The 17,421-nt window shown below is 70.8% G+C and carries 13 protein-coding genes and 1 riboswitch; of the genes, 6 read left to right on the forward strand and 7 right to left on the reverse strand.

Annotated features, from left to right (window positions below; genetic code table 11):
* Window positions 1-2 precede the first annotated feature (2 nt).
* On the reverse strand, window positions 3-2,828 hold the full coding sequence (locus ABZS97_RS10825; protein WP_356135993.1) for a GNAT family N-acetyltransferase: 2,826 nt from the start codon (window positions 2,826-2,828) through the stop codon (window positions 3-5).
* A 174-nt stretch (window positions 2,829-3,002) separates the two neighbouring features.
* Between ABZS97_RS10825 and ABZS97_RS10830 the strand changes: the two genes are divergently transcribed.
* Window positions 3,003-3,284, forward strand: coding sequence for an HPr family phosphocarrier protein (locus ABZS97_RS10830; RefSeq protein ID WP_356135995.1), 282 nt, complete (start codon window positions 3,003-3,005; stop codon window positions 3,282-3,284).
* Between the two features lie 224 nt (window positions 3,285-3,508).
* On the opposite strand, the gene ABZS97_RS10835 is transcribed toward ABZS97_RS10830, so the two are convergent.
* The 4 genes from ABZS97_RS10835 to ABZS97_RS10850 all read right to left on the reverse strand — a co-directional run bounded on the left by ABZS97_RS10835 (window position 3,509) and on the right by ABZS97_RS10850 (window position 8,327).
* A complete protein-coding gene (locus tag ABZS97_RS10835; protein WP_356135996.1) occupies window positions 3,509-4,204 on the reverse strand; it encodes a GntR family transcriptional regulator in 696 nt (231 codons plus the stop codon).
* A 207-nt stretch (window positions 4,205-4,411) separates the two neighbouring features.
* Window positions 4,412-5,176, reverse strand: coding sequence for a M23 family metallopeptidase (locus tag ABZS97_RS10840; protein ID WP_356135998.1), 765 nt, complete (start codon window positions 5,174-5,176; stop codon window positions 4,412-4,414).
* Between the two features lie 12 nt (window positions 5,177-5,188).
* Window positions 5,189-5,349: riboswitch (cyclic di-AMP (ydaO/yuaA leader) on the reverse strand.
* A 246-nt stretch (window positions 5,350-5,595) separates the two neighbouring features.
* A complete protein-coding gene (locus tag ABZS97_RS10845) occupies window positions 5,596-6,984 on the reverse strand; it encodes a pitrilysin family protein (RefSeq protein WP_356136000.1) in 1,389 nt (462 codons plus the stop codon).
* Complete coding sequence (locus tag ABZS97_RS10850; protein ID WP_356136076.1) at window positions 6,981-8,327, reverse strand: pitrilysin family protein; 1,347 nt, start codon at window positions 8,325-8,327, stop codon at window positions 6,981-6,983. Before ABZS97_RS10850 ends, ABZS97_RS10845 begins: the two co-directional genes overlap by 4 nt.
* A gap of 297 nt (window positions 8,328-8,624) precedes the next feature.
* On the opposite strand from ABZS97_RS10850, the gene ABZS97_RS10855 reads away from it, so the two are divergent.
* Entirely contained in the window at window positions 8,625-11,084 is a 2,460-nt protein-coding gene (locus tag ABZS97_RS10855; protein WP_356136002.1) for a DNA topoisomerase IV subunit A, read from the forward strand.
* A gap of 13 nt (window positions 11,085-11,097) precedes the next feature.
* Here the strand turns inward: ABZS97_RS10855 and ABZS97_RS10860 are convergent, their stop codons facing one another.
* The gene (locus tag ABZS97_RS10860; protein WP_356136004.1) at window positions 11,098-12,189 is read right to left on the reverse strand and encodes a GTP-binding protein; all 1,092 of its coding nucleotides are present in this window, start codon (window positions 12,187-12,189) and stop codon (window positions 11,098-11,100) included.
* Window positions 12,190-12,540: 351 nt separating this feature from the next.
* Between ABZS97_RS10860 and ABZS97_RS10865 the strand changes: the two genes are divergently transcribed.
* A complete protein-coding gene (locus ABZS97_RS10865) occupies window positions 12,541-13,086 on the forward strand; it encodes a DUF6082 family protein (RefSeq protein WP_356136006.1) in 546 nt (181 codons plus the stop codon).
* Between the two features lie 229 nt (window positions 13,087-13,315).
* Entirely contained in the window at window positions 13,316-13,552 is a 237-nt protein-coding gene (locus ABZS97_RS10870) for a hypothetical protein (protein WP_356136008.1), read from the forward strand.
* Between the two features lie 188 nt (window positions 13,553-13,740).
* On the opposite strand, the gene ABZS97_RS10875 is transcribed toward ABZS97_RS10870, so the two are convergent.
* The gene (locus tag ABZS97_RS10875) at window positions 13,741-14,916 is read right to left on the reverse strand and encodes a citrate synthase/methylcitrate synthase (protein ID WP_356136010.1); all 1,176 of its coding nucleotides are present in this window, start codon (window positions 14,914-14,916) and stop codon (window positions 13,741-13,743) included.
* Between the two features lie 120 nt (window positions 14,917-15,036).
* On the opposite strand from ABZS97_RS10875, the gene ABZS97_RS10880 reads away from it, so the two are divergent.
* Both ABZS97_RS10880 and ABZS97_RS10885 read left to right on the forward strand, forming a co-directional pair.
* Window positions 15,037-16,299: a citrate synthase gene (locus ABZS97_RS10880; RefSeq protein WP_356136012.1), complete on the forward strand. Its 1,263-nt coding sequence runs from the start codon at window positions 15,037-15,039 to the stop codon at window positions 16,297-16,299.
* A 97-nt stretch (window positions 16,300-16,396) separates the two neighbouring features.
* Window positions 16,397-17,341 carry a sucrase ferredoxin gene (locus tag ABZS97_RS10885; protein ID WP_356136014.1) on the forward strand — a complete coding sequence of 315 codons (945 nt, stop codon included), beginning with the start codon at window positions 16,397-16,399 and terminating at the stop codon, window positions 17,339-17,341.
* The last annotated feature ends 80 nt before the right edge of the window (window positions 17,342-17,421 follow it).

The following is a 17,421-nucleotide window of genomic DNA, read 5'->3' on the forward strand; positions in this document are numbered from 1 at the left end:
GATCAGTAGGCCGGGAGCGTCCGCGGGCCGAGGTCGTCGCGGACGGGGGCGCGCGCCAGCCTGACGGTCGCGCCGAGGACGCTCAGGCCGTGCGGGGCGACGACGACGGGCTCCAGGGAGACGGCGACCACCTCGGGATGGTCGTCGACCAGCCGCGACACCCTCAGCATCAGCTCTTCGAGCGCGGCCGTGTCGACCGGCGCCGAGCCCCGCCAGCCGAAGAGGAGGGGCGCCGTCCGGATCGAACGGACGAGCGAGCTCGCGTCCCGGTCGGTGACCGGAACCAAGCGGTGCGCCGTGTCACCGAGCAGTTCGGAGGCGGCCCCGGCGAGTCCGAAGGAGAGCACCGCTCCGGCCGCCGGGTCGATCACCGCGCGCACGACCGTGTCGACACCGCGCGGCGCCATCGCCTGCACGACCGGGCGCAGCTCCTCGGGCTTGCCGAAGAGGTCGGTCAATTCGGCGTACGCGCGCCGCAGTTGCTCCTCGTCCGCCAGATCCAGACGTACGCCGCCCAGGTCGGCGCGGTGGCGCAGGTGCGGGGCGGTGGTCTTGAGGGCCACCGGGTAGCCGAGGGTGTGCGCGGCCGCGACGGCGTCGTCGGGGGTGGGTGCGGGCAGGGCACGGCGTACGTCGATGCCGTACCGCGCGAGCAGTTCGCCGGCGTCCTGCGGGCCGAGCGTCAGCCCCTGGCCGCGGGCGAGCAGCATGTCGATCTGCTCGGCGGTGCCCTTCTCGTCGATGTCCTCGAACTCGGGCACCTTGCCGGGCTCGGCGGCCTCGCGCCGCCACTGGGCGTACTTCACCGCTTCGGCGAGCGCGCGGACGGCACGCTCGGCGGCGGGGTAGGCGGGGATGAGGCGGGCTTCCTGCGGTGCGGCTTCCTCGGTGCGCAGGCGTTGCTCAAGGCGGAACGGGCGGGCACCGCTTGCGACGCCGGGTGCCGTTGCATCGGCCTGGGGTGCGGTGCTGGCGGCGGCGGAGAGTGCCTCCGCGAGTCCGCCGAGTTCCACGTGCACCACGAGCACGGGCTTCGCGGGGGCCGCGGCAGCGGCGGAACGGAGCGCTTCCGCGAGGGCCTCGTCGGCGACGGACGTCTCCCCCAGGGCGGGGATCGCGGTGACGACGACCGCGTCGCACGCGCCATCGGCCAGCGCCCGCGACACCGCCGTGTGGAAGTCCTCTGCCGAGGCCGCCGTCGTCAGGTCCAGCGGCGGCAGCGGCCGCAGCCCCTGGGCGAGGCACGCGTCGTAGGTGAGCAGGCCCAGTGACTCGGAGTTCCCCAGGATCGCCACGCGGGGCCCGGCGGGGAGCGGCTGGCGGGCCAGCAGCAGACCGGCGTCGACGAGTTCGGTGATGGTGTCCACCCGGATGACCCCGGCCTGCCGCAGCAGTGCCGAGACCGTCGCGTGCGGCAGGCGCGTGGCCCGTACGGCATGTCCCTGAGGGGCCGCTCCCCCGTGCCGTGCCCCCTGGACCACGACCAGCGGTTTCGCCGCCGCCGTCCGCCGGGCGAGGCGGGTGAACTTGCGCGGGTTGCCGATGGATTCGAGGTACATCAGTGCGACGTCGGTGTTCGGGTCGTCGTACCAGTACTGGACGACGTCGTTGCCCGACACGTCCGCCCGGTTCCCCGAGGAGACGAACGTCGACACACCGGTCACCCCGGTGACGCCGCCGCCGCGCCGGTGCAGCCGGGAGAGCAGTGCGATGCCGATCGCGCCGGACTGTGCGAAGAGGCCGATCCGTCCGGGGCGCGGCATCTCGGGCGCGAGGGAGGCGTTGAGCCGCACATCGGGGGAGGTGTTGATGACGCCGAAGGCGTTGGGGCCGATGATGCGCATGCCGTACGTACGGGCCTGGCGCACGAGTTCGCGCTGGCGTGCGAGCCCGGCGGGGCCGCTCTCGGCGTATCCGGCGGAGACGACCACGAGCCCCTGGACGCCGTGCTCACCGCACTCCGCGACGATCTCCGGCACGAACGGGGCGGGAACGGCGACGACGGCGAGGTCGACGGGCTCGGGGATGTCCCTGACGGTGCGGTACGCGGGGACGCCGTCGAGTTCCTTGTCCTGCAGGGCCTTGTTCACGGCGTACAGGCGGCCGGTGAAGCCGGCGTCCTTGAGGTTGCCGAGGACGCTGCGCCCCACCCCACCGGGCGTACGGCCCGCACCGATGACGGCGACCGAGCCGGGCGCGAGCAGCCGCTGCACGGACCGCGCCTCGGCACGCTGCTCCCGCGCGCGCTGCACGGCGAGCGACCGGTCGGTGGGCTCCAGGTCGAACTCCAGGCGGACGACGCCGTCCTCGAAGCTGCGCTTCTGCGTGTACCCGGCGTCCGTGAACACCTTGATCATCTTGTTGTTGGCGGGCAGCACCTCGGCGGCGAAGCGCCGGATCCCGCGTTCGCGCGCGACGGCCGCCACGTGTTCGAGCAGAGCCGAGGCGACACCGCGGCCCTGGTGCGCGTCCTGCACGAGGAAGGCGACCTCGGCCTCGTCGGCGGGCGAGGAGGCGGGCATGCCATCGGCGTCAATACGGTCGTAGCGTACGGTGGCGATGAACTCGCCGCCCACCGTGGCCGCGAGACCCACCCGGTCCACAAAGTCGTGGTGTGTGAAGCGGTGGACGTCCTTGGCGGACAGTCGTGGGTACGGCGCGAAGAAGCGGTAGTACTTCGACTCGTCGGACACCTGCTCGTAGAAGCTGACCAGGCGCTCGGCGTCGTCGACGGTGATGGGCCTGATGCGTGCGGTGCCGCCGTCGCGCAGCACCACGTCGGCCTCCCAGTGGGCGGGATACTCGTGCCGGTCCGACGAGGTCTGCATGGGCCCCAGAGTACGGCTCGCGTCCGACAACAGCGCGGGGCAGGCTATGGGGCAGCATGAGCGGCCGAAGGACGCAAGCCGGTCGGCGTCGGAATCCAGGGGCCGCTCCGGGCACGCTTCACCGTATGGGACAATGGTCTAGACAACCCTGAGACACCTGAAGGGCAGCATCACATGGCTGAGCGCCGCGTCAACGTCGGCTGGGCCGAGGGCCTCCATGCCCGCCCCGCCTCCATCTTCGTCCGGGCGACCACCGCTTCCGGGGTCCCCGTGACGATCGCCAAGGCCGACGGCAACCCCGTCAACGCGGCCTCCATGCTCGCGGTCCTCGGCCTGGGCGCCCAGGGCGGCGAGGAGATCGTCCTCGCGTCGGACGCCGAGGGCGCGGACGCCGCCCTCGACCGTCTGGCGAAGCTGGTCGCCGAGGGGCTCGAGGAGCTTCCCGAGACCGTCTGAGCGAATCGGACACCGTACGACGCGGCCGCGTCACCCCTTCCGGGTGGCGCGGCTTCGTCGTTTTTCAGGCACGGTGATACGCACGCACGACGGAATATCCGGCACCATCCCGCGCGCACATACCGCAGCACGGAAATAGCGCGCACGGAATTCCGGGCGCACTGGAATAAGGGCAGCGGAAATAGTGCACCGCCGAATATCCCTCTTTGTATACGGCGCTCCTGTTAATGACGCAGACCCGTCATGTTTACGGGAGGTTGCGAAGTCCTCACACGGTCCGGGCGATCTCCCGCACCGGGAAAGCGGAGCCGGTGCACGGCCGTGGCGCGTTCCGTGTGCAGCGCCGTGATCGTCCGGGCGCGCTCGCTGTCACCGCGCGCCACGGCGTCCACGATGGCGCCGTGCTCGGCCCAGGAGTCCGCGGGGGAGGCCTGCGCCTCGACCGCGTACATCCAGGCGATCTTGTGCCGCAGCTGGGCCAGCGTGGAGGTCAGCGCGGGGCTTCCGGAGGCCTGCGCGAGCGTCTCGTGGAACCAGCCGCCCAGGGAGCGCAGATCCTCGCTGTGCCCCCTCCTTGCCCGCTCCTGGCCCAGCCTGACCAGGCCTCGCAGCACCTTGAGGTGGGCCTCGGTGCGCCGCTGCGCGGCCCGGGCGGCACCGAGCGGCTCAAGGAGCATGCGCATCTCCAGCAGGTCGGAGGCCTCCTGCTCGGTGGGCTCCGCGACGCACGCGCCCGCGTGTCGGCGGGTGACGACGAACCCCTCGGCCTCCAGGGTGCGCAGGGCCTCGCGGACGGGAACGCGCGAGACTCCGTAGCGACGCGCGAGGAGTTCCTCGGTGAGCCGGCCGCCTCGCTCGTAGACACCCGCGACGATGTCGTCACGGATCGCCGTGCATACCGAGTGCGCCGGAATACGCATGACCGGACCTCCGCTTTAATCCCCGCGAAACGCCATCGATTGACGCTTGTTCAGTGACTCTATTGCAGACGGCGGGAATTTCCGACGGGAGCCCGGAATCCATGGATATTTTTTGGACAGACGGCCGTTCGAAGCGACGAAGCCCCGGCTCGGTGAGCCGGGGCTTCGGAAGCGGTGCGAAGTGCGGAGAAGCGGTGAAGCGGGTCGTCAGACGTTCACTCCGTGCGAGCGGAGGTAGGCGACGGGGTCGATGTCCGAGCCGTACTCCGGGGTCGTGCGGGCCTCGAAGTGGAGGTGCGGTCCGGTGGTGTTGCCGGTGGCACCCGAGAGGCCTATCTGCGCACCCGGGGTGACCGTCTGGCCCACGGAGACGCCGATGGACGACAGGTGGCCGTACTGGGTGTACGTGCCGTCGTTCATCTTGATGACCACGTTGTTGCCGTAGGCGCCGCCCCAGCCGGCCTCGACGACGGTGCCGGAGCCGACGGCGTGGACGGACGTGCCGGACGCGGCGTGGAAGTCGACGCCCGTGTGGCTGCCGGAGGACCACAGGCTGCCGCCGGTCTTGTAGCCGGTCGAGATGTACGAGCCGCCGATCGGCAGGACGAAGGTGTTCAGGCGCTTGCGCTCGGCGGCCCGGGCGGCGCGGGCCTTGGCCACGCGCTCCTCCTCGGCCTTCTCGGCGGCACGCTTCTTCGCGGCCTCCTGGGCCTTCTTCAGCGCGGCCGCCTCGTCGGCGGCGTGCTGCTGGGCCGCGGCCTGTGCGTCGATCTGGTCGGCGAGCGAGTCGCCGATGGTGATGGCCTTTGTCAGTCCGGTGTCCTCGACGGAGGTCTCCGCGGCGAAGGCAGGGGCGGCCAGGGTGCCGATGACACCGGTGGTGGTGAGTGCGGCGACGCCCACGGCATGCGTGGTCGTGCGCTTCACACGGCTCGGGCGACGGTGCTTCCCGGTGGCGCGGGTGAACGCCATGAAGTGGCTGGTCCTTTCCTTCCTTCTCGCCTACCGGGTTAGCTGACGGGTTCGGAGCAGGAAGGTCTCCTACGGACCCCCTTCGGGAAGGGCGTCCGATTCACCCCAGGGACTACGTATGGGTCCCCGGCTCCCCTGGCTCGCGCCGTACGGGGACTCGGCGATGACTGTCCGGTGCCGCGGACGCGGCGCACTGCCTGACGAACAGCCGGACCGACGCTAAAGGGGGCGTCTTTCAATCGACAAACGGATCACGCCTTTTGTAGCGCATGCCACAGGGCAGACAGGCAACCTCCCCATCAACTCCCCATCAATACGGACAATGGGGGCTCAGGCGACGCTTTCGCCGCCCGAGCCCCCAAAGGGTCACGCCGTTATGCCCGGTTCCCTCCCGCTTCCGACACTGCGGGATGCGGCCTCTACTCCGCGGGTACGACGCTCACTTCGCCGATGCCGAGGGCCTTGACGGGCTCCTTGATCTGCGCGGCGTCGCCGACCAGGACGGTCACCAGGCGGTCCACCGGGAAGGCGTTCACGGCGGCCGCGGTGGCCTCCACGGTGCCCGTCGCGGCGAGCTGCTGGTACAGCGTGGCCTGGAAGTCGTCCGGCAGGAACTGCTCGACCTGGTCGGCGAGCGTGCCCGCGACCGCCGCCGCGGTCTCGAACTTGAGGGGCGCGACGCCCACCAGGTTCTGTACGGCGACGTCCCGCTCGGCATCCGTCAGGCCTTCGGCCGCGAGGGTGCGCAGCACCTTCCAGAGGTCGTCGAGCGCGGGACCGGTGTTGGGCGTGTCGACGGAGCCACTGATGGCCAGCATCGCGGCGCCCGTGCCGTCGGCTGCGGAGCGCAGCACCTGACCGAACGCCCGTACACCGTAGGTGTATCCCTTTTCCTCCCGCAGGACGCGGTCCAGTCGGGAGGTGAGGGTGCCGCCGAGGCAGTACGTGCCGAGCACCTGGGCGGGCCAGACGCGATCGTGCCTGTCGGCGCCGATGCGGCCGATCAGCAGCTGCGTCTGGACGGCACCCGGGCGGTCCACGATGATCACGCGGCCGGTGTCGTCGGCGGTCACCGGCGGTACGGGACGCGGCTCGGCGGACGAGCCGGTCCAGGAGCCGAGGGTTTCCGCGAGCAGCGCGTCGAGGTCCGTGCCCGTGAGGTCGCCGACGACCACGGCGGTGGCCGTGGCGGGGCGTACGTGCCTCTCGTAGAAGGCGCGTACGGCCGCCGAGTCGATGCTCTGGACGGTCTCCTCGGTGCCCTGGCGCGGGCGCGACATGCGTGCGGTCGCCGGGAACAGCTCCTTGGAGAGTTCCCTGGCGGCGCGGCGGGCCGGGTTGGCGGTCTCGTGCGGGATCTCGTCGAGCCGGTTGCGCACCAGCCGCTCGATCTCGCTGTCGGCGAACGCCGGTGCCCTGAGGGCGTCGGCGACCAGCCCGAGGGCCTTCGGGAGGCGCGAGACGGGGACTTCGAGCGACAGACGTACGCCGGGGTGGTCCGCGTGCGCGTCGAGCGTGGCGCCGCAGCGCTCCAGCTCGGCGGCGAACTCCTCGGCGGAGTATTTGTCGGTGCCCTCGGAGAAGGCGCGCGCCATGATCGTGGCGACGCCGTCGAGGCCTTCGGGTTCGGCGTCCAGCGGCGCGTCGAGGATCACCTCGACGGCGACGACCTGCTGACCGGGGCGGTGGCAGCGCAGCACGGTCAGACCGTTGCCGAGCGTGCCGCGCTCGGGGGCGGGGAAGGCCCAGGGCTTGGGCTCGCCGGCCTGTGGCTGGGGGTGGAAGTCCATCGTGGCGAGCTCGGTCACTTCGCCGCCTCCTCGTCGGTGTCTTCAGCGGCGTCGGTGTCCTCGGCGACGAGCGGCTCGTAGACGAGCACCGCGCGGTTGTCCGGGCGCAGGCGCGCCTTGGCGGCCTCCTGGACCTCCTCGGCGGTGACGTCGAGAACGCGCTGTACGGCGGTCAGGGCGAGCTGCGGGTCGCCGAACAGGACGGCGTACCGGCACAGTTCGTCGGCGCGGCCCGCGACCGTACCGAGCCGGTCCAGCCACTCGCGCTCCAACTGGGCCTGAGCCCGCTCCATTTCCTCGGCCGTGGGGCCCTCCTCGGCGAACCGGGCGAGCTCCTCGTCGACGGCGGCCTCGATGACCGGGACCTCCACGTCGCCGGACGTCTTCACGTCGAGCCATCCCAGGGAGGGCGCTCCGGCCAGGCGCAGCAGCCCGAAACCGGCGGCGACGGCGGTGCGGTCACGGCGTACGAGCCGGTTGTACAGGCGGGAGGACTCGCCGCCGCCGAGCACGGTCAGCGCCAGGTCGGCCGCGTCGCACGCGCGCGTGCCGTCCTCCGGGAGCCGGTAGGCGGCCATCAGGGCGCGCGCCGGGACCTCTTCCACGACGACCTCGCGCAGCTGCTCGCCGATGGTGTCCGGCAGGGCTCCGGTGCGCGGGGCGGGCTTGCCGTCGTGCCCGGGGATCGAGCCGAAGTACCTCTCGACCCAGGCGAGCGTCTGCTCGGGGTCGATGTCGCCGACGACCGACAGCACGGCGTTGTTGGGCGCGTAGTAGGTGCGGAAGAAGGCGCGGGCGTCCTCCAGGGTGGCCGCGTCCAGGTCCGCCATCGACCCGATCGGGGTGTGGTGGTAGGGGTGGCCCTCCGGGTAGGCGAGCCCGGTCAGCTTCTCGAACGCCGTCCCGTAGGGGACGTTGTCGTAGCGCTGACGGCGCTCGTTCTTGACGACGTCCCGCTGGTTCTCCATGGACTCGTCGTCGAGCGCGGCGAGCAGCGAACCCATGCGGTCGGACTCCAGCCAGAGCGCGAGCTCCAGCTGGTGGGTGGGCATGGTCTCGAAGTAGTTCGTGCGCTCGAAGCTCGTCGTGCCGTTCAGCGAACCGCCCGCGCCCTGGACGAGTTCGAAGTGACCGTTGCCGTGCACCTGCTTCGAGCCCTGGAACATCAGGTGCTCGAAGAGGTGGGCCAGGCCGGTCAGGCCCTTGACCTCGTGACGGGAGCCGACGTCGTACCAGAGGCACACCGCAGCGACCGGGGTCAGGTGGTCCTCGGAGAGCACCACGCGCAGGCCATTGGCCAGACGGTGCTCGGTCGCTGTCAGGCCGCCGGAGCCTGCCTCAGCTGTGGCCGTGTGACCCATGGGCATGTACGTCCCTTCGATCGCGGAAAACTGCAGAATCCCTGCCGGTCCTGCCACTGTATGCAAGCGTGCGGACCCCTGGCGAAGTTCCCGCCCCGCGTACGCCCACAGCGAGACTCGCGTCCGGACGGAGCGGGTTCCCGTTCGCTCACGGCTTGGCTCGGAGCGAGCCGAAACGTGCTCCGCGGGGCCCGAACGGACGGGTCGCGGTCGGCGTTGTCAGTGGCGCGGTCCACAATGGTCCGCGTCAGATCCCGTTCATGCCCCGGCAGAGACTGTGAAGGAGCCGCAGCAGCGATGGCCCGCCGCAGCACGAAGACCCCGCCGCCCGACGACTCGTACGAGGAGAAGATCCTCGACATCGACGTCGTGGACGAGATGCAGGGCTCCTTCCTCGAATACGCGTACTCGGTCATCTACTCGCGAGCCCTGCCGGACGCCCGCGACGGGCTCAAGCCCGTCCACCGCCGCATCGTCTACCAGATGAACGAGATGGGCCTGCGCCCCGACCGCGGCTATGTGAAGTGCGCCCGCGTCGTCGGCGAGGTCATGGGTAAGCTCCACCCGCACGGCGACGCGTCGATCTACGACGCGCTGGTGCGCCTGGCCCAGCCCTTCTCGATGCGCCTGCCACTGGTCGACGGCCACGGCAACTTCGGCTCGCTCGGCAACGACGACCCGCCGGCCGCCATGCGGTACACCGAGGCCCGGATGGCCGACGCGACGTCCCTGATGACCGAGTCCATCGACGAGGACACGGTCGACTTCTCGCCCAACTACGACGGCCAGGAACAGGAGCCGGTGGCGCTGCCGGCCGCGTTCCCGAACCTCCTGGTGAACGGCTCGTCGGGCATCGCCGTCGGCATGGCCACGAACATGCCGCCGCACAACCTCGGCGAGGTCATCGCCGCCGCCCGGCACCTGATCCGCTACCCGAACGCGGACCTGGAAACGCTGATGCGGCACGTCCCGGGCCCCGACCTGCCCACGGGCGGCCGGATCGTCGGCCTCTCCGGAATCCGCGACGCGTACGAGACGGGCCGCGGCACCTTCAAGATCCGCGCCACCGTGTCGGTGGACAACGTGACGGCGCGCCGCAAGGGCCTGATCGTCACCGAACTGCCCTTCTCCGTCGGCCCGGAGAAGGTGATCGCCAAGATCAAGGACCTGGTCGGGGCGAAGAAGCTGCAGGGCATCGCCGACGTCAAGGACCTCACGGACCGCGAGCACGGCCTGCGCCTGGTCATCGAGATCAAGAACGGCTTCGTGCCGGAAGCAGTCCTGGAACAGCTCTACAAGCTGACGCCGATGGAGGAGTCCTTCGGCATCAACAACGTGGCGCTGGTCGACGGCCAGCCGCTCACGCTGGGCCTCAGGGAGCTCCTGGAGGTCTATCTCGACCACCGCTTCGAGGTCGTACGGCGGCGGTCGGAGTTCCGGCGCGGCAAGAAGCGCGACCGGCTGCACCTGGTCGAGGGCCTCCTGGTCGCCCTGCTGGACATCGACGAGGTCATCCGCCTCATCCGCTCCAGCGACAACTCGGCGCAGGCGAAGGAACGTCTGATCGAGCACTTCTCGCTGAGCGAGATCCAGACGCAGTACATCCTGGACACGCCGCTGCGCCGCCTGACCAGGTTCGACCGCATCGAGCTGGAGTCCGAGCGCGACCGGCTCAACGGCGAGATCGACGAGCTGACCGGCATCCTCGATTCCGACTCCGAGCTGCGCAAGCTGGTCTCCAACGAACTGGCCGCGGTCGCCAAGAAGTTCGGCACGGACCGACGCACGGTGCTCCTGGAGTCCGCGGGCACACCCGTGACGTCCGTTCCGCTTCAGGTGGCGGACGACCCGTGCCGGGTGCTCCTGTCGTCGACGGCGCTGCTGGCGCGTACAGCCAACGGCGACCCCTTCGGGGAGGACGAGGACGCCAAGCGCACCAAGCACGACCTGATCGTCTCCGCGGTGCCCGCGACGGCCCGCGGCGAGATCGGCGCCGTCACCTCCACGGGCCGGCTGCTGCGCCTCAACGTCATCGACCTGCCGCAGCTGCCGGAGACGGCCTCGGCGCCCAACCTCTCCGGGGGCGCGCCGATTTCGGAGTTCCTGTCCTCCTTGGAGGCGGACGAGACGGTGGTCTGTCTGACGACCCTCGACGAGTCCTCGCCGGGTCTGGCACTGGGCACCGAGCAGGGCGTCGTCAAGCGCGTGGTCCCCGACTACCCCTCGAACAGGGAGGAGTTGGAGGTCATCACCCTCAAGGACGGCGACAGAATCGTCGGCGCGGTCGAGCTGCGCACCGGCGAGGAGGATCTCGTCTTCATCACCGATGACGCCCAGCTGCTGCGCTACCAGGCCTCTCAGGTGCGCCCGCAGGGCCGCCCGGCCGGTGGCATGGCGGGCATCAAGCTCACCGACGGCGCCAAGGTGATCTCCTTCACGGCGGTCGACCCCGCGGTGGAGGCGGTGGTGTTCACGGTGGCGGGCTCGCGCGGCACGCTGGACGACTCGGTCCAGACGACGGCCAAGCTCACCCCGTTCGACCAGTACCCCCGCAAGGGCCGTGCCACCGGCGGTGTGCGCTGCCAGCGGTTCCTGAAGGGCGAGGACTGTCTGTCGCTAGGCTGGGCCGGTCCCGTGCCGGCGCGGGCCGCGCAGCGCAACGGCACACCGGCCGAGCTGCCCGAGATGGACCCGCGTCGCGACGGCTCGGGCGTGTCCCTGGCGAAGACGGTGGCGGTGGTGGCCGGGCCGCTGTAGCCCCGGCCGCCCGTCAGGCTTCCGGCTCGGGCTCCGCCGCGTGCTCCTGCACATAGCGCAGGACGCCCCACATGCTGTGCTCGTCGGCGTGTGGGGCGTCGTCCTTGCACGCCTCCAGCTCCTTGCCGAGAGCGGTGGTGTCGATGCCGGACCCGATGAGGACGAGCTGCGTGAGCCGCTCCTCGTCGGCGCCCCAGGGCTCCGGGTAGAAGCGCAGGAACCGCCCGACGGCATGCACGGCGTACCGGTTGCCGCGGTCGTGGGCGCCGAAGTCGACGTACCCCTTGATCCGGTAGAGCCCCTCCGGCCTGCTGTCGAGGAAGTCCATCAACCGCCGCGGGGCGAGGGGGGCTTCGGAGGTGAAGGAGAGGGATTCGTAGGCGGAGTGCAGGTGACCATGGTGGGCGCGGTGGCCCCGGTCATCGCTCGCCTCGTGCCGGTGCAGGTCGTCGAAGGACAACTGCCCGACGCGCTCCTCGCTCGGCCTGCAGTCGAACAGGAGCTCGGGGTCGATGCGGCCGTAGGCGGCGGGCACGACAGCGGCGCGGTCGACGAGATCGCGGACCACGCGAAGCACGCGCTCACCGTCGGCCGCCCGGTCGGCCTTGTTGACGACGACGAGGTCGGCCAGGCCCAGGTGCCGGTCGATCTCCGGATGCTTCTCACGCGTGGCGTCGAACTCGGCCGCGTCGACGACCTCGACGAGACCTCCGTACACGATCCGCGGGTTCTCACTGGCCAGCACCATGCACACCAGCTCCTGCGGCTCCGCCAGCCCGCTGGCCTCGATGACGATGACGTCCATGCCGGCGGAGGGGTGGGCCAGCCGCTCCAGATAGACGTCGAGCTCACTCGCGTCGACGGCGCAGCACAGGCATCCGTTGCCGAGCGAGACGGTGGAGTCCCCCAGCGCGCCCGCCACCGCCATGGCGTCGATCTCGATGGCCCCGAAGTCGTTGACGACGGCCCCGATCCTGCTGCCTCCGCTGCGGTGCAGCAGATGGTTGAGCAGGGTGGTCTTGCCGGAGCCCAGGAATCCGGCAAGGACGACGACCGGGATCTGCTGCGGACCGGACCGACCGGGCGCACCGGGCTGACTACTCAACGAGCGACCTCTTTCCCACCGACGCGTACACCGGCTCGTGACCGGCTCGTGCACGAGGGCGGCGCAGGGACCGGCGCTCGTACGAGGAATGAATGCCGACCCAGGATACGAGCGGAAACGAACGCAGCTAAGTGAACGATTGTTAGCGGCGCTCGCGGGGCACACGTACGGCATGGCGCCGGGAAACGCGACCCGCACTTCCCTCCGTGCGCCTCCTCTCCGCCTCCCTGCCGATCAGAGCCGCTCGGCAAGACTGGGAGGCGGCAAGCGCGCCGCCCACCGCTCGCCGGTCCGCTCCCTGTCGCCCCGCACCCGACGACCGGCGGACGGTCGCCTGATTCGGGGGTTGACATGGTCACACAGAACTTTGGAGTACGGGGGTGGGGTTCCGCGGCCACCGCGGGCCTCGCCTTCGCCGCGGGGGCGCTTGCGGCGCTGGCCGCCCAGCAACTCCGCTACGAGGAACGACGTCTGCGCGCCGAGCGGAGCGACAGCCGACAGGCGATGCTCACCGAGCAGCAACGCATGCAGTTCTACCTTCTGAGCAAGGCCATGGACGACCCCGACCTGGCCTCCGTCTACAGCACCGTTCAGGTCGAGTCCCCCACCCAGCGGCGGCAGTACCTGTTCGCGCACGCGATGTACACCAACGCGCTGCTCGCCTACCGCGTCGGGGTCGTCAACTGGGAGGAGCTGCACGGGCATCTCCGCGTCATCTGCCGCAACGACCTCTTTCGCGACTACTGGCACGCCCATCATGAGCATCGCGCCAGCCTGGAGGACGCCTCCCAAGAAGCTCGCGTCGGCCGAATGGTGGACGGACTCATCCACGACCTGGACGAGGCCGACACCGACGAATGGTGGGTGGTCGGTGAACCACCCACCGAGGAGGAGTAGTTGAGCCGACCGGGCCGTAGTTCCGGGCGGCCGACGACGGCGAGCCGTCCCAACCGTCGGCCTTTGCCCATTGCAACACCATGCGTAACAGCGAGCCTGTCACGATCGGTAACAGACTGCCGATAACCTGTCCCCTGCCCTCTCGGGCTCCACCTTTCTGACCCCGCCCTCGGTCTTTCGGACACGAGGACGCCGGGGTCTTCCACGTCTAGACACGAGGACAGGGAACTTGAAGATCGTGCGTCGCATCGGTGCGTCCCCACGTGAAAGAGGCAGTCTGTCCGGCGACACCTGCCCGGACATCTTCGAGCTCAGCGACGGCAACTTCGCCGTGATCGGCAGCGACGCAACAGCTGCGCTCGACAGCGAGCTTCCTGCCGATGCGGCGCGCGCAGACTATGAACGCATCGTCATCATCAGCCGCGAGACTCTCATCCGGGCCAAGGTCGATATCCCTGACGTCTGAGTGACACGTCGACCTCTGATCCGCCAGAACCGTAGACAAGCCGAGGGGCGATAGACCTCAGCGCCACGCGGCACAGCCTCCGGACCTCCACCAACCACAGGAGCCGGAGCCGACTCGACAGGTCGACCAGGCCGACACCGAGTGCACTTCCGGGTCCGACACCAGACCGGTGCCGGACCTCACGCATGTCAGGCCACCCGCGGCACCGCCACCGGCGGAACCGGTCCCACATACCGTGCCGCCGGGCGGATGATCTTCGAGTCCTCCGCCTGTTCCAGGATGTTGGCGCTCCAGCCGACGACGCGGGCGGCGGCGAAGGTGGGGGTGAACATCTCGCGGGGGAGGCCGCACAGCTCCATGACCACACCGGCGTAGAACTCCACGTTCGTGTGAAGCTCACGGCCGGGCTTGAGCTCGGCCAGGATGGCCTCGACCCGGCGCTCGACCTCGACGGCGAAGTCCACCAGGGGCCCGCCGAACTGCTGGGCGATACCGCGGAGCATGTGGGAGCGAGGGTCCTCGGTGCGGTAGACGGGGTGCCCGAAGCCCATGATGCGGTCACCGGCGAGGACGCGTTCGCGGATCCACGGGTCGATGCGGTCGGGGGTGCCGATCGCATCGAGCGTGTCCAGGGCCCGGCTCGGCGCGCCGCCATGGAGCGGGCCCGAGAGGGCCCCCACCGCTCCCACGAGACAGGCCGCCACATCCGCCCCCGTGGACGCGATCACCCGCGCCGTGAAGGTTGACGCATTGAATCCGTGGTCAATGGTTGAGATGAGGTACTGCTCGACAGCCCTCGCCCGATCAATGTCCGGCTCCGAACCCGTCAGCATGTAGAGGTAGTTCGCCGCGTACGAGAGGTCGTCACGCGGCTCGACCGGATCAAGACCCCGCCCGAGTCGGTACAGCGCGGTGAGCAGTGTAGGTACGGCCGCGGCCGCCGCGAGGGTGTCCGCGCGCCGCCGCTCGGCGTCGAGGTCGTACACCGGCCGGAACCCCAGGCATCCGCCGAGCAGCGACAACGCCGTGCGCAGACCGGCCAGTGGACCCGATTTCCCACTCGCCGCCGCGATCGCGGGCAGCGCGGCGGCCACCTCGTCGGGCAGCCGGCGCAGCGCCACGGTTTCCGCGACGAAGGCCGCACGCCCGGCCGCGTCCGGCAGTTCGCCGTGGATCATCAGGTGCCAGACGTCCTCGAACCCGCGGGTCTGCGCGAGTTCCACGGCCGAGTACTGGCGGTAGTGGTAGAAGCCCTCCAGTCCCCTGACGTCACCCAGTCGGGTGTCGGTGACGACGACGCCCGCGAGTCCTCGCGGCACGTCGACCGGAGTGAAAGGCGCTGCGGCTGCCCGGTTGATCGGCATGTTTCCTCCCTGGACTTGATTCGACTGTCCATGCTTGACTAAGTTTCTGTCAATATTGATTGAATCAATATATTGCTGGACCGACCGGACCGGCTGTGCAAACGGAATACGGTGACACCCATGAGGGATCAAGATCCGGCAGCAGCCCCGGGGCCCGAGGGCCGACGCCTGAGCACCAAGGAGACCGCCGACCTCCTCGGCGTGAAGCCCGAAACGGTGTACGCGTACGTGAGCCGCGGCCAGCTCGGCAGCCGACGCATGCCGGGCGGCCGCGGAAGCACCTTCGACGCCAAGGAGGTCGAGGCGCTCTCCCGCCGCAACCGGAGAGAGAGCAGCGGCACTTCGACCGGCGGCGGTGACCTTTCGGTCCGCACGCGCATCACCCTGATCGACAAGGACCGGTACTACTTCCGTGGCGTCGACGCGGCCGAGCTGGCGGCCCGTCACTCCTACGAAGAGGTCGCCGAGTGGCTGTGGACCGGTCGGCTGCGCCCCGGCGTCGCCTTCACCGCCCCGGAGGCCTCCGTCGCCGTCGCCCGCCGCGCGGTCGACTCGCTGCCCGAGCACAGCGGCCCGACGGACCGGCTGCGCGTCGCGGCCATCGCCGCCGCGGCCGCCGACCCGCTGCGCTTCGACCTCTCCGAGGACGCGGTCCTCGGCACCGCGCGCACGCTCATCCCCACCCTCGTCGCCGCGCTCCCCCCGCTGCGGCACGTAACGCACGACGAGGGTCCGCTGGCCAACCGCCTGTGGAGGCGGCTCAGCGGCCGGCCGGCCGACGAGGCGTCCCTGCGCGTACTGGACACGGCTCTCGCGCTGCTCGTCGACCACGACCTGGCCGCCTCGACCCTCGCGGTCCGGGTCGCGGCCTCGGCCCGGGCGCACCCCTACGCCGCCGTGTCGGCGGGCCTCGGCGTGCTCGAAGGCCCCCTGCACGGAGCGGCCAGCGGCCTCGCGCACCGGATGCTCCTCGACGTCCTGGACCAGGGCACGGCGGCCCCCGTCGTCGCGGACGAGCTGCGCGCCGGGCGCCGTATCCCCGGACTCGGCCACCGCCTCTACCCGGGCGAGGACCCCCGCGCGCGTGCCCTGTTCACCCTCCTGGAGGACATCCCGCACGCGGCGCCCGCCCTGGCCGCGGCCCGCGACATCGTGGCCACCACCGCCCGCCACACACCCCTGCATGCCAACGTCGACCTGGCCCTGGCCGTCCTCACGGCCTCCTCGGGCATGTCCGCCGCAGCGGGAGAGACGGTCTTCGCCATCGCCCGAACGGCGGGCTGGATCGCCCATACGCTGGAGGAATACGGGGAGCGCCCGCTGCGCATGCGCCCGAGTGGGCACTACGTGGGGGCGCGACCACCACAACCAATGCCCCGGTAAGCAATCCACGCCCCGGTCGCGCATCGAGTGCGCCCCTGTGCGCCCCCTCTGCGCGGCTGGAAGTCACCCCGACCCGAGTCAGGTTAGGCTCACCTGTGTGAGTACGTGCTCGACCGCGTCCCGGCATCTCGACGAGCCTCTTGCGGGGACGGCGGCCACCGCGAGGACATGGCTGCTGCTGGAGCAGCCCGGGCCCTGGGGTGCCAAGGCGCTCACTTCGAGCCACCTGGACCCCTCGGTCGGCCGCGCCCTCGAAGCGGCCGCCGAGGGCACCGGCGTACGGGTCGCGCTCATCCGCCGCCCCGGCCGGCATGCCGACTGCGGGACGCCCGAGGAGCGCCGGGTGTACCTGGCCCACACAAATCCCGGAAACGTGTGGCTGCACAGCGCCATGACCTGCGACCCGGAGCAACTGCGCGCTCTCGACTTCGCCGCGCTCGGCCAGGGCGATCCGCGCACCTTCGACACGGCGCTCGGGGGCGGGGCCCACACCGGCGACCCGCTCGCCCTCGTGTGCACCAACGGAAAACGCGACCGCTGCTGCGCGCTGCTCGGCCGGCCTCTCGCCGCCGAACTGGCCGCCTCCGGTGTGGAAGGCGTCTGGGAGGTCACCCATCTCGGCGGCCACCGCTTCTCGCCGACCGTGCTCGTCCTGCCGTACGGATACGCGTACGGCAGGGCGGAGGCCCACGCCGTCAAGGAGATCCTGCAGGGCGTCCGGGAGGGGCGTGTCGTGACCGAGGGCTGCCGCGGCGGGTCCGCCTGGGAGCGCCCCGGGCAGGCGGCCGAGCTGGCCGTGCGCAGGGCCTCGGGCGAGCACTCCGCGGATGTCCTGACCGTCGTCCGCACGGACGGCGCCGCGCCGCGCTGGGAGGTGACCGTCGCTCATGCCGACGGCCGCCTGTGGCGTGTGACCGTCGCGCAGGGCGCCTCACTGCCGCAGCGACCGGAGAGCTGCGGTTCCGTACTGGGTTCGCCCGCCCGCATGGACGTGGAGGCCCTGCGGGAGCTGCCTCGGGCGGAGATCCCTCTGCGCCGCTGAGCAGCGCGCCTGCATCCGGCGCCCGGGAGATCCACACCACACTTTCTTCGGCGTGGCCCGTCCGCACCCGTACCGTCATG

The organism is Streptomyces sp. NPDC005485, assembly GCF_040606085.1.
Classification (GTDB): Bacteria; Actinomycetota; Actinomycetes; order Streptomycetales; family Streptomycetaceae; genus Streptomyces.